15 protein-coding genes and 1 pseudogene are annotated in these 13,539 nt (G+C 53.0%); all 16 read left to right on the top strand.

All coding sequences use genetic code 11. The annotated features are described in order from the left end of the window. The first annotated feature begins 10 nt into the window (after positions 1 to 10). Positions 11 to 169: a BPSL0067 family protein gene (locus NA330_RS12790; protein WP_001804664.1), complete on the top strand. Its 159-nt coding sequence runs from the start codon at positions 11 to 13 to the stop codon at positions 167 to 169. A gap of 12 nt (positions 170 to 181) precedes the next feature. Further along, positions 182 to 628: an STY0301 family protein gene (locus NA330_RS12785; protein ID WP_001804665.1), complete on the top strand. Its 447-nt coding sequence runs from the start codon at positions 182 to 184 to the stop codon at positions 626 to 628. Positions 629 to 881: 253 nt separating this feature from the next. Then, the gene (locus NA330_RS12780) at positions 882 to 1,367 is read left to right on the top strand and encodes an Hcp family type VI secretion system effector (protein ID WP_000312802.1); all 486 of its coding nucleotides are present in this window, start codon (positions 882 to 884) and stop codon (positions 1,365 to 1,367) included. A gap of 67 nt (positions 1,368 to 1,434) precedes the next feature. After that, positions 1,435 to 1,629, top strand: a pseudogene (locus NA330_RS12775) (type VI secretion system lipoprotein TssJ); the annotation flags it as partial. 42 nt (positions 1,630 to 1,671) lie between these two features. Then, positions 1,672 to 2,157 (top strand): type VI secretion system amidase effector protein Tae4, encoded by a 486-nt coding sequence (locus tag NA330_RS12770; RefSeq protein ID WP_001081550.1) that lies wholly within the window; start codon positions 1,672 to 1,674, stop codon positions 2,155 to 2,157. Further along, on the top strand, positions 2,142 to 2,525 hold the full coding sequence (locus NA330_RS12765; protein WP_000379146.1) for a type VI secretion system amidase immunity protein Tai4: 384 nt from the start codon (positions 2,142 to 2,144) through the stop codon (positions 2,523 to 2,525). Before NA330_RS12770 ends, NA330_RS12765 begins: the two co-directional genes overlap by 16 nt. Before the next feature lie 142 nt (positions 2,526 to 2,667). After that, positions 2,668 to 3,153, top strand: coding sequence for an Hcp family type VI secretion system effector (locus NA330_RS12760; RefSeq protein ID WP_000119443.1), 486 nt, complete (start codon positions 2,668 to 2,670; stop codon positions 3,151 to 3,153). 66 nt (positions 3,154 to 3,219) lie between these two features. Then, positions 3,220 to 3,756 (top strand): type VI secretion system lipoprotein TssJ, encoded by a 537-nt coding sequence (gene tssJ, locus NA330_RS12755; protein ID WP_020898423.1) that lies wholly within the window; start codon positions 3,220 to 3,222, stop codon positions 3,754 to 3,756. A gap of 3 nt (positions 3,757 to 3,759) precedes the next feature. Beyond that, positions 3,760 to 5,103 carry a type VI secretion system baseplate subunit TssK gene (gene tssK / locus NA330_RS12750; RefSeq protein ID WP_000118732.1) on the top strand — a complete coding sequence of 448 codons (1,344 nt, stop codon included), beginning with the start codon at positions 3,760 to 3,762 and terminating at the stop codon, positions 5,101 to 5,103. Continuing rightward, a complete protein-coding gene (gene tssL, locus NA330_RS12745) occupies positions 5,100 to 6,404 on the top strand; it encodes a type VI secretion system protein TssL, long form (RefSeq protein ID WP_000132479.1) in 1,305 nt (434 codons plus the stop codon). The genes tssK and tssL overlap by 4 nt, the downstream gene beginning before the upstream one ends. A gap of 4 nt (positions 6,405 to 6,408) precedes the next feature. Continuing rightward, on the top strand, positions 6,409 to 7,182 hold the full coding sequence (locus tag NA330_RS12740; protein WP_023242260.1) for a Rap1a/Tai family immunity protein: 774 nt from the start codon (positions 6,409 to 6,411) through the stop codon (positions 7,180 to 7,182). A 201-nt stretch (positions 7,183 to 7,383) separates the two neighbouring features. Beyond that, complete coding sequence (gene sciR, locus NA330_RS12735) at positions 7,384 to 7,815, top strand: Shiga-like toxin A subunit SciR (RefSeq protein WP_077943770.1); 432 nt, start codon at positions 7,384 to 7,386, stop codon at positions 7,813 to 7,815. A gap of 33 nt (positions 7,816 to 7,848) precedes the next feature. After that, on the top strand, positions 7,849 to 11,718 hold the full coding sequence (icmF, locus tag NA330_RS12730) for a Type VI secretion protein IcmF (RefSeq protein WP_023242257.1): 3,870 nt from the start codon (positions 7,849 to 7,851) through the stop codon (positions 11,716 to 11,718). Continuing rightward, a complete protein-coding gene (locus NA330_RS12725) occupies positions 11,718 to 12,506 on the top strand; it encodes a TagF domain-containing protein (protein WP_023242256.1) in 789 nt (262 codons plus the stop codon). Before icmF ends, NA330_RS12725 begins: the two co-directional genes overlap by 1 nt. Further along, positions 12,503 to 12,919 carry a DUF2195 family protein gene (locus NA330_RS12720; RefSeq protein WP_001596567.1) on the top strand — a complete coding sequence of 139 codons (417 nt, stop codon included), beginning with the start codon at positions 12,503 to 12,505 and terminating at the stop codon, positions 12,917 to 12,919. The genes NA330_RS12725 and NA330_RS12720 overlap by 4 nt, the downstream gene beginning before the upstream one ends. A 23-nt stretch (positions 12,920 to 12,942) precedes the next feature. Then, positions 12,943 to 13,464, top strand: a complete 522-nt coding sequence (locus NA330_RS12715) for a DUF2778 domain-containing protein (RefSeq protein ID WP_000968384.1) — start codon at positions 12,943 to 12,945, stop codon at positions 13,462 to 13,464. Positions 13,465 to 13,539 lie beyond the last annotated feature (75 nt).

Genomic DNA, 13,539 nt, shown 5'->3' with positions numbered 1-13,539 from the left:
TATTTTATGAATGTTTAAGCGAGTGAAGACAGAGAAGATAGAGAATATAAAGAGGGATATGAAGAAAAGAATTTCGTCCCGCTCACTTTCTCGTAAAGGTGGGGTACGTAATGATGACACATATCCGAATGCCAGTAACAATGCCGAAGCTTTTTATATCATTGAGTAGGAAATACATATTATGACCATAAGCCCAACTTTTCATCTGTTACCTGGTATTGTTCTGCTCTTTTCACAATATGCTGTAGCCTGGGAAGTCAGTTGTCCGGCTGTTATTGATACTCAGTCTTCTGCTGTGAGCCTGAAGTCTGATGTCCCAGCGCCGTGGCAGCTTTCTCCCCGATATATGTCGCGTTTATGGTTAAGTAGTATTGGGGTAACGCAGGGTAAACCTGAAAACCTGATGGATCTCAAACCAGAGACTAAAAAAGTAAACGGTGAAAATTGGTCTGTATGGGAAACAGAACGTGTTAGCGATAAAGAAACCGATCGCTATTGGGTTTCGTGTATTTATGGTCATGAACAGATATGGTTGACGCAACCAATACCTGCTTCTTCTACTCGCTGTAAGACTCATAATTTTGAGGGATCGCCAGAAGACCAGTCTATATCTTTTATCTGTAATTAGCGATTTGAGACGTGAAAATTTCAGTACAGGTTATGGTTTTTATTATCGGAAGTTATGAAGCATTATTCATATGCATTAAATAATGCAAATTCATAAAATAACTAAATACATTATCGGTACCGGAAAAATATACAGTCTTCTGTTCTCCTGAAGTTATTGGAGAAGGATTCTGTACGGCAATGATTTATCTATAAACAAAAAGATATAGATAAAATCAGGTTTATTTTAAGTAAAACTTAATAAGGATATAAAAATGGCTTATGACATTTTTTTAAAAATTGACGGCATTGATGGCGAGTCAATGGATGACAAACACAAAAATGAAATTGAAGTACTGAGCTGGCGCTGGAATATTCATCAGGAATCCACCATGCACGCCGGTAGCGGCCTCGGCTCCGGTAAGGTCTCCGTCACCAACCTGGATTTTGATCACTATATCGATCGCGCCAGCCCGAACCTGTTCAAATACTGCGCCTCCGGCAAGCACATTCCGCAGGCCATTCTGGTTATGCGTAAGGCTGGCGGCAATCCGCTGGAGTACCTCAAGTATACCTTCACCGACCTGATTGTCGCCGTGGTTTCCCCGAGCGGCAGCCACGATGGTGAAATCGCCTCCCGTGAAACGGTGGAGCTCTCCTTCAGCACCGTGAAGCAGGAATACGTGGTGCAGAACCAGCAGGGCGGCAGCGGCGGCACCATCACCGCAGGCTACGACTTCAAGGCCAACAAAGAAATTTAACGGCTGTTTTTCCGGCCAGATGTTATGTCTGGCTGGTTTTATTGTTTTGATTTTAAAGGAATTTACAGTGAATAAATGGCGTAACCCCACTGGGTGGTTATGTGCGGTAGCTATGCCTTTTGCACTGCTCCTGCTTTCCGGATGCGGCAGTAGCGATTCGCTACCTGACCCCTAATCGCAGCGGCCTGGCCTGAGCGTGAAAGCGTTTTACAAGGTGAATTCTGACAATCAGAAGAAAGCGGCGTCCATGAAGATACGTGTTGAGAATTAATGACCTACACAGAATTTTTAGAGGTTAAGCAAAATGAACAGACCTTCATTCAATGAAGCGTGGTTAGCTTTTAGGAAGGTGAATCATTCCGTCGCTGATGTGGGTAGCATTATTGGTGGAAACGTTGGGAAAAATATAACTGGTGGTTATTTTCAAAATGCCTGCCCTATTCGAATGAGCTATGTTTTGAATGCGACAGGGTTCCCAATAGCCCGTAACTCTCCGTATGCAAAGGTTAGTGGTGCCGATAATAAATTCTATATTTATCGCGTGAATGATATGATTGATTATCTTACTCATACTATGGGCAAGCCTGATCTTATTGTTAATAATCCGAAACAGAGTGACTTTATCGGGAAGAAAGGAATTATCGTAGTAAAAGGGCATGGCTGGAGCAATGCCAGAGGACACGTTACATTATGGAATGGCAGTATCTGTTCAGATCAGTGCCACTTATTAAATGACCCAGATAATGGACCATTTGTTCCTGAAGTTGGGACTCTGTGGATACTGCCGTGAAATGGTTAATATTAGTTACTTTCAGCATAAGTGGAATGCTGGTATGGCAGCCATCCTTTGCACAAGAAGCATTGACCACACAATATTCACAGTCGGAACTCTTAAAAAATTGGGCGCTGAGTCATTGTCTGGCATTAGTATACAAAGATGATGTCGTTAAAAACGATGCCAGAGCTACGGCCAGTGCTTACCTTGAATATGGTAAACAATCTGTGGAGATTTACCATGAAATTGATGAGATTGCGAAAAAATATTCAGGGTTGAAATATAACGGTTCGATATCATCAGATTTTAATACCATGAAGTGCATAGATTTTATCCATGACAGGGAATTAAATGAATTAATTAAAAGGCGTGTCGAGAAGTAAAATTCAAAGATATTAAAAGCATACGTTCTCTTGCTCTGATGAATTTATGGGTAAGAAAGAGCTGTACAGGAATAGTTAATCTGTTCACCTAATAAAGCAGATAAATCAGGGCTTAATTTAGGTAGTTAAAAGGATAGTAGATATGTCTTATGACATTTTTCTGAAAATTGACGGCATTGACGGCGAGTCAATGGATGACAAACACAAAAATGAAATTGAAGTACTGAGCTGGCGCTGGAATATTCATCAGGAATCCACCATGCACGCCGGTAGCGGTCTCGGTTCCGGTAAGGTCTCCGTCACTAATCTTTCATTTGAACATTACATCGATCGCGCCAGCCCGAACCTGTTCAAATACTGCTCTTCCGGTAAGCACATTCCGCAGGCCATTCTGGTTATGCGTAAGGCTGGCGGCAATCCGCTGGAGTACCTCAAGTACACTTTCACAGATCTGATTATTGCAATGGTATCGCCCAGCGGAAGCCAGGGAGGGGAAATTGCGTCTCGCGAATCAATTGAACTCTCCTTCAGCACCGTGAAGCAGGAATACGTGGTGCAGAACCAGCAGGGCGGCAGCGGCGGCACCATCACCGCAGGCTACGACTTCAAGGCCAACAAAGAAATTTAACGGCTGTTTTTCCGGCCAGATTTATATCTGGCCGGATTTATTGTTTTGATTTTAAAGGAATTTACAGTGAATAAATGGCGTAACCCCACTCGGCGGTTATGTGCGGTAGCTATGCCTTTTGTACTGCTCCTGCTTTCCGGATGCGGCAGTAGCGATGCGTTACCTGACCTCGAATCACAGCGACTCGACCTGAGCGTGAAAGCCTCCGATAAGGTGAATCCTGACAATCAGAAGAAGGCCGCGCCCATTGAGATTCGTGTTTATGAACTAAAAAATGACGCCGCTTTCACGACAGCTGATTACTGGTCGCTCCATGACAACGACAAATCCGTCCTTACCGACGATTTAGTGCGTCGCGACAGCTTTATTTTGCGTCCCGGCGAAGAGAAAAAACTGCGTCGCCCGCTGAATGCGCAGACCACGGCAATCGGCGTACTGGCCGGATACCGTAACCTGGCCAAATCGGTCTGGCGGGTAACCTACAAAATCCCGGAAGCCCCGGAAAAAGCCTGGTACAGCAGCTTCATACCGGGGAAAGGAAAAGTGCAGTTGGAGGCGGAACTGGAACAAAGCGCCATTGTAATTACGGAACGGGATAAATGAATTATGAGCTGGAATGACCGCGTAGTCTGGAGTGAAGGACAATTTTTACTGCCGCAGATGTTTCAGCAGCAAGAGCGTTATCTGGAACACGTCATGCATTACCGCAGCCTGCCGCTGACCCCCTTTTTCTGGGGATTCAGCCACTACAATATTGATGGCGAAGCGCTGAACATCGGTAAACTGATACTGAAAGAGGCATCAGGGATTTTCCCTGACGGCACGCCGTTTAACGCACCGGACCACACCCCGCTGCCGCCGCCGCTGACCATCCTGCCGGAGCACCTGAACCAGCAGATTTGTCTGGCGGTACCGGTACGCGCGCCGAACAGCGAAGAAACCACGTTTGACAATAACCCGGAATCACTGGCGCGTTTCTCGGTACATGAACACGACATCCGCGACGCCAACTCGCTGGGACGTGGCGCGCAGTTATTACAGCTCAGTCACCTGCGCCTGCGGCTGCTGCCGGAAAAAGCGGTGACGGGCGCCTGGATTGGCCTGCCGCTGACCCGCATCACCGGGCTAAACCCTGACGGGCGGATAGATATCGACCACGACCTGATCCCGCCCATCATTAATTATCAGGCCAGTTCACTGATGTGTACCTGGCTGTCGTGGATCAACGATCTCATCCGAATGCGGGCCGATTCGCTGGCGGAACGGCTGACAGGCAGCGACAACCACGGCCATGAAGCAGCGGAGGTCTCCGATTACCTGCTGCTGCAAATTCTCAATCGCTTTGAGCCGCTGCTGACTCACCTGGCGAAAACCCCGCTGGCCCCGGAAGTGTTGTATCGCTACCTATCCGAACTGGCCGGGGAACTCTCCACCTATGTGCGTCCACAAACGCGACGGCCCGCTGAATACAAAGAGTACAAACACCTGACGCCCTATGCCGGACTGAAATCGCTGGTTGATGAGGTGCAGTTCCTGCTGAATGCGGTACTGATCCGGGGCGCGCAGCGCATCGAACTGAAAGAGGGGACTTACGGCATCCTGAATGCGGTGGTGGCTCCTTCCGATCTTGCCGATTTCAGCACGCTGGTACTGGCGATAAAGGCTTCAATGCCGACCGATGTGCTACTGCAACATTTTGCCGCCCAGACCAAAATCGGGCCATCCGATCGCCTGCCGGAACTGATCCGCTCGCATCTGCCGGGGCTGGCTTTGCAGGTTCTGCCTGTACCACCGCGCCAAATCCCGTTTCAGGCCGGATACATCTATTACGACATCCGCCGCGAGGGAGCATTGTGGGAACATATTGCCCGTTACGGCGGGATGGCCATGCATACCGCCGGGGAATTTCCGGGGCTGGAGACAGAACTGTGGGGAGTGCGCGATAAATGACAGACAGTACCCTGACGCCGCCAGCGGCGGACATGATGTCCTTTTTGTCCACCACGCCGGAGCATAAGGACAGTGAATATGAAACGCCGGTACACACCAGCCAGCGCACGGAACTCAATGTCATCGTTGAAGACGGTCCGGACAGCAAACTTCGGCTGGCTGAAATAAGCGCGGCGGCTAACCCGTTGCTCGCCGCTGCCCGGCCTTTATTGTGCGCTCTCGCAGCCATGCCCGCTAAGCTGGATGCGGCCCTGGTAGAGCCTTACCGTAATCTGCTGGTACGCGAGATGCATCTGTACCAGACATTATGCGATCAGGCGAACCTGCGGCGCGAGCACGTACTGGCGGTACGTTACTGCCTGTGTACGGCGCTTGATGAAGCCGCCAATAACACAACCTGGGGACGGCGCGGCATCTGGGCCGGAAAAAGCCTGCTGGTAACATTTCATGGTGAAAGCGAAGGCGGGATAAAACTTTTCCAGATCATCGGGCGTCTGGCGGCCAGCTTCCAGGAGCATGGCAACGTACTGGAGGTTATCTACCACCTGCTGGGGTTGGGATTTGAAGGCCGCTACAGCGTGCAGCCAGACGGGCGTAAGCAACTGGACAATATTCGTCAGCAATTGCTGACACAGCTTTCACAGCGTCGCGATCCGGTTATGCCCGCGCTCTCGCCTGACTTTCAGGGGGCGATAAGCGGACGACTGCGGCGGATGCGCCGGGTGCCGGTCTGGCTGAGCGCCGGGATTGCTCTGTTGGCGATGCTGACGCTGTTTGGCCTTTACAGCCACCGGATGGATGTGCAGACCGTCACCGTACAACAGCATATTGATGCGATTGGTATAAAACTGCCGCCGCCGCCCGTGCCGGTTCATAAGCTGCGGCTGAAAATCCTGCTGGCAAACGAAATCGCCCGTGGCCTGCTGACCGTGGACGAAGATGACCAGCACAGTAGGGTGGTCTTCCGTGGCGACGCCATGTTTGTACCGGGACAGAAAACGGTGAGTGACGCAATCCGGCCAGTGATTAACAAAGCGGCGCGGGAAATCGCCCGCGTGGGCGGCGCAGTCACTGTAACGGGTCACACTGACAGCCAGCCCATTCATTCGGCTGAATTCCCATCCAACCTGGTGCTATCGGAAAAACGGGCGGCGGAAGTTGCGGCGTTACTGACCTCCGGCGGCGTACCTGCCGGACGGGTACATATCGTCGGCAAGGGCGATACGGTGCCGGTGGCGGATAACGGCAGTAAAGCCGGGCGGGCGAAAAACCGTCGGGTGGAAATTCTGGTAGTGGAGTGAATGAATGATGAAAAAATCAACCTATGATGTGTCTCATCATTCGGCAGTATGTGGCGTGACGGGGGATTATTATCGGATCTCAGCGACATATCACATAAAACGATCTATCCGTGTTTTTTTGATCATTTTATGTTGTTTATTACCCGGTGGCGTTTTTGCCGGGTCCCTGATTAACGCAGGATTCATTTCCCCCGATAATGTCAACCTCAGTACTCGGGATTTCCTGAAATTTTATGCCACTGACAACGTACAGAAAAAAGACAATGCTCTGATGTATATGCTGGGGGTGGCGGATGCTACAGAAAGTAAAGCCTGGTGTGGATATGGTCAGGTTGACAGTATAACAATAAACCATACTGTGCTGACCTGGTTTGAACAGCACGCAGTGAAAAAGCCTGATGTAAGGGCTTCAATACTAATAGAGGAAGCATTAGTTAAAAATTTTCCCTGTCAGAGGACAGACTCCTCCATAAAAATTGCTTCCCGGTCATCTCCTGTGTTATCCCTGACTCCGGATGCGCTTAATCTTTCAGGTAATGACTTTTTTAAATTTTGGGTGTCTGGTAATCAACGGGATAAACTCAGGGCGGGTGTCTATCTGCTTGGCGTGGAGGATGCGACAGAGAACAAACTGTGGTGTGGATACGCTTTATTTAAGACGCTAACATTAAATGAATTAGTCTATGTTTCTCTTAAAAATAAAACACATAAAGAACTTAATTCTCGCGCGGCTGAACTTATCATAAATAAATTAATAGAGTATCCCTGTAATATATAAAATCATTCAAGTTGCATCAAGGCGGCAAGGGAGTGAATCCCCAGGAACGTACATTAGTTCGTGACTGGGGTGAGCGAGGAAAGCCAGCGCACATGTAGCCTGAAATGTGACAGGTATACCCTGTGATAATGTTATCGCTGCCAGTTCAGATAAGTATTGGTGGTAAAGTCTTGGTGGTAAGGGATTGATATGTTTAAGATAATGGTCTGTCTGTTGGTGGGTATTCCTGCCATTTCTTATGCGCACGATTATGGGTGTGCTACGGTTGGAGCATCAATGGAGTCATCATTATTTGATGCCATAAAAAATGACCTGAATATAGATGTCGCTACTATTATAAAGGATAAAACAAGGGTAGAGATTCTTGATATCTCGCCTGTATCTAAGGTCTATGCAGAATCTCTGGCCAGGATGGATTATGAAAAAGATAAGGCCAAAAATAAAGTGGCAATATTAGATAAAAAATCCTATTTCGATAGTTACTATGAAAATCAGGTTAAATCTATCGTGGCAAAATATACCTATATTAACAAAGATAAAGAAAAAGATATTTTCATTGCATCCAGCTTCATGAATGCTGATGAGTGTTCTGTAAGATTTAATGGTTATATTACTTTATCCAGGGAATTTTAAAATATTGATTATTGGGTGGCGAGTCGAAATATAATGCAAAAATTTCTTAGTCTGCTTTTTTCCCGGCGCGCGCTGGCAGTTGTGGGCGTTCTGGTTCTGGCGCTGCTGGTCTGGTTTGTCGGGCCGCTGGTGTCATTTGATACCCTGCGCCCGCTGGCCTCCGTGGGTAGCCGGGTAGTGACCATTGCCCTGTTACTGATGCTGCTGGTACTGTGGCTGGTCAACTGGTCGATGAGTATCATCGGCATCAGTGTCCTGTGCCTGGCGATTGGCTTCGTCACACCGCTGCTGGCCCTGGGCGATGTCCATCCGTTTGCGCCGCTGTGGGTCCGCCTGACCCTGATTGGTTTCATCCTGCTGATGTACGCGCTGTACGGCCTGTACCGGCTGTGGCGTGTGCTGCGTATGGATGAACAACTGCTGCGTCGCTTCCTGCATCCGCGCGGGGAAGAGGTACCGGTGGCAGGCGAGATCAAAGCCGACCTGCGCACCGTCAACCATATTGTCACGCAGGCCATCCGGCAGCTGCGGCAGTTGCGGGTGGATATGCCTGGCTGGCGTAAAATCTTCGAGGGAAAACGCTTTCTGTATGAGCTGCCGTGGTTCATGGTGGTCGGCAGTCCCGGCGACGGCAAAACCACGGCCCTGCTGAACACCGGATTGCAGTTCCCGCTGGCGGAGCAAATGGAGCAGACCTCGCGTATCCTGACAGTACCGGGTGGCGGCACGCTACACTGCGACTGGTGGTTTACCAACGAAGCGGTGTTGATTGATACCGCCGGACGCTACGCCCGCCACGATGACGGCGGCGAAGCGAGCGCCGCGCAGCGTAACGCCGGAGAGTGGCAGGGCTTTCTCGGTCTGCTGCGTAAACATCGCCCCGGCGCGCCGCTTAACGGCGTGATCCTGACGCTAAACGTGGCGGATTTAACCGCACAGTCACCGGCGGAACGCCTGGCGGCCTGCGCCGCTCTGCGGGCGCGACTGGCAGAACTGCGCGAGACCCTGGGGATTCGCTTTCCGGTCTATCTGGTGGTCACCAAAATGGATTTGTTGCCGGGGTTCAGCGAGTATTTTCGCACGCTGACCAGCCATCTTCGCGCACAAATCTGGGGCTTCACGTTGCCGTACAGCCGCAGGCGAAAAGCGGGCGACCCGCAGGCGCTGCACGCCGCCTGCGCGAAGGAGCTGGCGCGCCTGACGCTGCGGTTGGATCAGGGACTGGATACCCGGTTACAGGAAGAGTACGACCTTAAAAGCCGCCAGCGGCTGTATACCTTCCCGCGTGAGTTCGCCGCCCTCGGCGAGCCGTTGCTGGAGGCTATTGAACAGATCTTCCTCGATTCAAAATTCGATGCCACGCAACTGAATAACACGCTGCGCGGGGTCTTTTTCACCAGCGCCGCGCAGGCGCAGGCCGACGCCGTGGCCGACCAGTTGAGTATCTGGCAGCGCTTTGTCCGGGCGATAAAAACCGCCCGTGGCGAATCCTCCGCCTCTCTCCCACACGCTCTGCCGGACGGCAACCGCAGCTACTTTCTGCATGATCTGCTGACACAGTTTATTTTCCGTGAAGCGCACCTGGTGGAGCCAAACCTCCAGTGGGCCTGGCGTTACCGCCTGCTGCGCCTCGGCGGGCACCTGCTGGTACTGGTGCTGGCATTCCTGTTGTGGCAGGGGATGCAGACCAGCCAGCAGACCAACGGCGACTATCTGAATGAAATCAGCGCCCGCGCGACCCGGCTGGACGGTGAAGTGAAAGCCTACACCGGTAAACCGGCGATGGCTCCCGTCCCGGCACTGCTGGACAGCGCAAGGGAACTGTCCGCCTGGCCGGAACTGGACCCGGACGCGCCGCCGCTGACCTGGCGCTACGGCCTGTACAGCGTACCGCCGGTAACCGACAGCGTGGCGTCGCTGTACAACCGCCTGCTGGATCAACTGCTGCTGCCGCCGCTGGTGAAACGGATGGAGTATGTGCTGGCGGACGCCATTGCCCGTCAGGACAGTAAAGCTGCGTATGATGCCCTGCGCATCTATCTGCTACTGAATCTGGATAAAGATCACGAAGATAAATACAACGCGGCGGAGATCCAGTCGTGGGTGATTAACGATCTGGGGAACAGCGACAGCGTGGCCGGGTTTGGCGGGCGCGCCGCCGTGCTGACGCATATCGAAGCGCTGTTTGACGGCAGCCGGGTGGTGCATTCACCGTATGAGAAAAATGAGGCGCTGATCCGCCAGGCGCGGGCATTCCTCGACGGTCACACCAGTACCGAGCGTATCTATGCGCGGGCGCTGGCGGCGATGGAGAGCGAAGCGCCGCAGGAGTTCACGCTGGTACGCGCCGTCGGCGCGGATGCGGGAACGGTGTTTGTGCGTAGCAACGGCGCGCCGTTGGATCGGGGCGTGCCGGGTATTTTTACCCGTGAAGGTTACCGGGAGCTGTTCGACAAACGATTACCGGAATTTGTGGCGGCGGCGACGGCGAACGATGGCTGGGTGATGGGCCGGGAGAGTACGCCAAAAAAGCTGACTGACAGCCTGCGCAGCCAGATACCGGGGCAGGAGCAGTCTGTCGCCCGCGAAGTCCGCCGTTTGTACCTGACGGAATATGCCCGCCGCTGGCAGGATTTTCTGGACAGTATCCATAGTATCAACAGTGCCGGGGAAGAGGGCAGTTCCGGCCTGGCCTATGATTTACAGGTGCTGCGCACCCTGGCGTCGCCGGACTCACCGCTGATGCGGCTGGGAAAAGCGGTGGTGGAGCAGACCACGCTGGTGCCGCCGCCGGACCCGCAGGCCAGACAGAAACAGCTGGCGCAGCGCGCGTCCGGTAACGCGGGGAAAGTGGTACAGACGGCAAAACTGTTCCAGGATATTCACCCGGAAGAACGGCTGGAAAAAACGCTGGTGGATGACCGTTTCGCCGCGCTGCGCGAGGTCATTGCCGGGCGGACGGACGGCGGACAGAGCGGCGGTGGGACGATGCAGATCGCTTCGCTGCTGACCATGCTCAACGAGTATTACACCCAACTGACCATTGCTGATAGCGCGCTGGCGGCGGGGACGTTGCCAGCGCGCATTACTGCCGCAGACAAGTTGCAACTGGAGGCGGCGAAACTGCCTGCGCCGCTGAAAAACATCCTGCTGGATCTGACGAAGCAGGGAACGCGCAAAATCAACGCCGGGACCGGCGACGTGCTGAACACCCAGATGGAGGCGATGATGGGCGACGACTGCCGTGACGCCATCGACGGGCGCTATCCGTTCGCCGACAGTCCGCAGGAGGTCAGCGCCGAGGACTTTAACCGCATCTTCGCCAGCGGCGGCGTACTGGATGCTTTCTGGAGCAAACAACTGGCTCCGCTGGCGGACACCGCCAGCGACCCGTGGCGCTACAAACCGACCGAAGGCAACATGACGTTGCAGGGGCCGGATTTAACGCCGTTTCAGCAGGCGAAGCAGATCCGCAGCGTATTTTTTAACAGCGAGGGCGGGAAAAAATTTTCCTGGTCGATGCAGATTAGCGTGGTGGATATGGACCCGGCCATCACGGAACTGGTGATTGATATCGACGGCCAGGTGCTGCGCTACGCCCATGGTCCGGACCGGCCCCTGAAAGTGACGTGGCCGGGACCGCGCAACGGCTCGATGGCGGAAATCACCGCCAGCCCGCGTATTCGCCAGGACACCTCAACGCTACTGACCGGCGGGCCGTGGGCGCTGTTTCATCTGCTGGACGCCGGAATGGTACAGGAAACGGCGGTGCGGGGGCGTCAACTGGTGGAATATGATTTTGACGGTCGCCGGGTGGTGCTGGAAATCACCGCCGGGCGGGATTTTAACCCGGTCAGCCGGGAGCTGTTGCAGAACTTCAGTTGTCCGGCGAGGGCGTTGTAATGCGCCGGCCAGCGGTAGTATCAGCCCCGGCGATGTTCGGCAGGCTGCCGGACCAGCGCGACTATGTGCGCTGGCGGGTGGGCGCTGAAGAGGGACGAATATGGCAGGACTGGCTGAACCGCCAGACATGGGTGGGCAGCGGGCGGCATATCGTGTTGCCGGAAGGCCAGACGACCGATGAAGAACGTGACGACTGGATGCACCTGTCGCCGCGTGGCGAACATGATATGCCCGCGCCGGAACACCATCCGCTGCCGTGGAGCTTTGTGATGTCGCCGGGATTTTTGCCGATGGGTGGGACGACTGACTGGCTGACCGGAGTGCTGATGGCGTCACGGGATAGCGTGGGACGCCCGTGGCCGCTGGTGATTTACCAGCGCTGCGGTCGGGAGTGGCTGGACGAGAGTTTGCAGGAGACGCAGGGCTGGCTGTACTGGCTGGCGAGGCTGGCGGCGCAGCATATCACGCCGGACACGATGCGGCGCGGGCGGCTGACGGAGCAGGTGGACCAGCTATGGGCGATGTGGCAGCCGGGGCCGTGGTGGGCGCAGTGGCTGCGCGGGTTACGACGAACATCGCAGCGCAGCCGGGAACTGACCGGGCTGCCGGATGAAGCACCGGTAGTAGAACTGCCGGGCGTGCGTTATCTGCCGTGGCCGGGCTGGCCGGGTAAGACGCTGGGGCAGGCAACACCGGGGCAAGGCTGGTTCTGGCAGCAGAACAGTGAAGGGCGGTATGTGGATGCGCTGCGGCTGGTGGATGAAGAAAATAGAGGTCAGATGCTGTGAAAAAGTACGCTGTAGAGGTTCTGTTTATGTCTGCCTGTGCAGGAATGTTCCTGCCCGTATTTGCCTGGGGCGGAACAGATGTAAACATTGATAACCCGCTGGCGGAGTGTGTGGATATCCATCCCGTTCATCGTCAGGAAATGGATAACCTTACCATTCTGAAAACAACGGTCACACTGAAAAAAAGTACCGGTGAATGTGGCTGTTTCTCAACATTAATCAACTATACCAGCTTACTGGCGCAGGATGTTGAGGGTTACGGACGCGGAAGTGCATATTCCCTTCAGGAGGGGAATATTTCACTGGCGAAGATGCAGGGACGTTATCCTTTCAGCTTTGTATTATCGGTGGATAACCAGTCTGTACGGGATCAGAAGCTGGCGCTAATGATACGTTGTACACCACCGCTGTAATACACAGAATAGTCAGGGAGAAGATGATGGCGGTAAGACTGACTTTTGACGGGCAAAAGCTGACATGGCCTGGTATCGGGATATTTAAGGCGACCACGGGGTTACCGGATTTACAGTGGCCAGATAAACAGTGTGTGCCGGATGCGGCGATACCGGAAGGGAATTATAAATTGTTTATTCAGTTTCAGGGGGAGGCACCGATAAGAAATGCTGCGGATTGTGATCTGGGACCATCATGGGGCTGGAGTACCATTCCGCGAGGCCAGGCTGCCGGAACATGTGAGATATACTGGGCGAACTGGGGATATAACCGTATCCGGCTGGAATCAGCGGATGAGAAGACCCGAAAAGCCTGTGGGGGCAAGCGGGGTGGTTTTTATATCCATGATTCCACCAAAGGTTACAGTCATGGTTGTATTGAAGTGGAACCGGTGTTTTTCCGTATTCTGAAACAGGAGACGGAAAAAGAAAATGGTGAAAAGACATTTACGGTTAATGTTAAGTATGTTTCTGGTCAGCAAACGAATGGTGGAACAAAACAATAATACCGTTAAAACCGGATGAAATTATCGTGTCTGGACGTGCTGTGGTTGACAATCATTACAATGGTGGCCAGATAA

Origin of the sequence: Salmonella sp. NW722, from assembly GCF_051702785.1 — a bacterium.
GTDB lineage: Bacteria > Pseudomonadota > Gammaproteobacteria > Enterobacterales > Enterobacteriaceae > Salmonella > Salmonella enterica.
The sequence above is the reverse complement of the archived record's forward strand: the minus strand, read 5'-3'. Positions and strand labels throughout refer to the sequence as shown.

What these genes read in the sequence shown, in the direction of transcription:
- NA330_RS12770 (WP_001081550.1), top strand. Translation starts at nt 1,672, where the DNA reads ATGAACAGACCTTCATTCAATGAAGCGTGGTTAGCTTTTAGGAAGGTG.
- NA330_RS12715 (WP_000968384.1), top strand. Translation starts at nt 12,943, where the DNA reads ATGATGGCGGTAAGACTGACTTTTGACGGGCAAAAGCTGACATGGCCT.
- NA330_RS12740 (WP_023242260.1), top strand. Translation starts at nt 6,409, where the DNA reads ATGATGAAAAAATCAACCTATGATGTGTCTCATCATTCGGCAGTATGT.
- NA330_RS12760 (WP_000119443.1), top strand. Translation starts at nt 2,668, where the DNA reads ATGTCTTATGACATTTTTCTGAAAATTGACGGCATTGACGGCGAGTCA.
- tssK (WP_000118732.1), top strand. Translation starts at nt 3,760, where the DNA reads ATGAGCTGGAATGACCGCGTAGTCTGGAGTGAAGGACAATTTTTACTG.
- tssL (WP_000132479.1), top strand. Translation starts at nt 5,100, where the DNA reads ATGACAGACAGTACCCTGACGCCGCCAGCGGCGGACATGATGTCCTTT.
- NA330_RS12725 (WP_023242256.1), top strand. Translation starts at nt 11,718, where the DNA reads ATGCGCCGGCCAGCGGTAGTATCAGCCCCGGCGATGTTCGGCAGGCTG.
- NA330_RS12790 (WP_001804664.1), top strand. Translation starts at nt 11, where the DNA reads ATGTTTAAGCGAGTGAAGACAGAGAAGATAGAGAATATAAAGAGGGAT.
- icmF (WP_023242257.1), top strand. Translation starts at nt 7,849, where the DNA reads ATGCAAAAATTTCTTAGTCTGCTTTTTTCCCGGCGCGCGCTGGCAGTT.
- NA330_RS12785 (WP_001804665.1), top strand. Translation starts at nt 182, where the DNA reads ATGACCATAAGCCCAACTTTTCATCTGTTACCTGGTATTGTTCTGCTC.
- NA330_RS12780 (WP_000312802.1), top strand. Translation starts at nt 882, where the DNA reads ATGGCTTATGACATTTTTTTAAAAATTGACGGCATTGATGGCGAGTCA.
- sciR (WP_077943770.1), top strand. Translation starts at nt 7,384, where the DNA reads ATGGTCTGTCTGTTGGTGGGTATTCCTGCCATTTCTTATGCGCACGAT.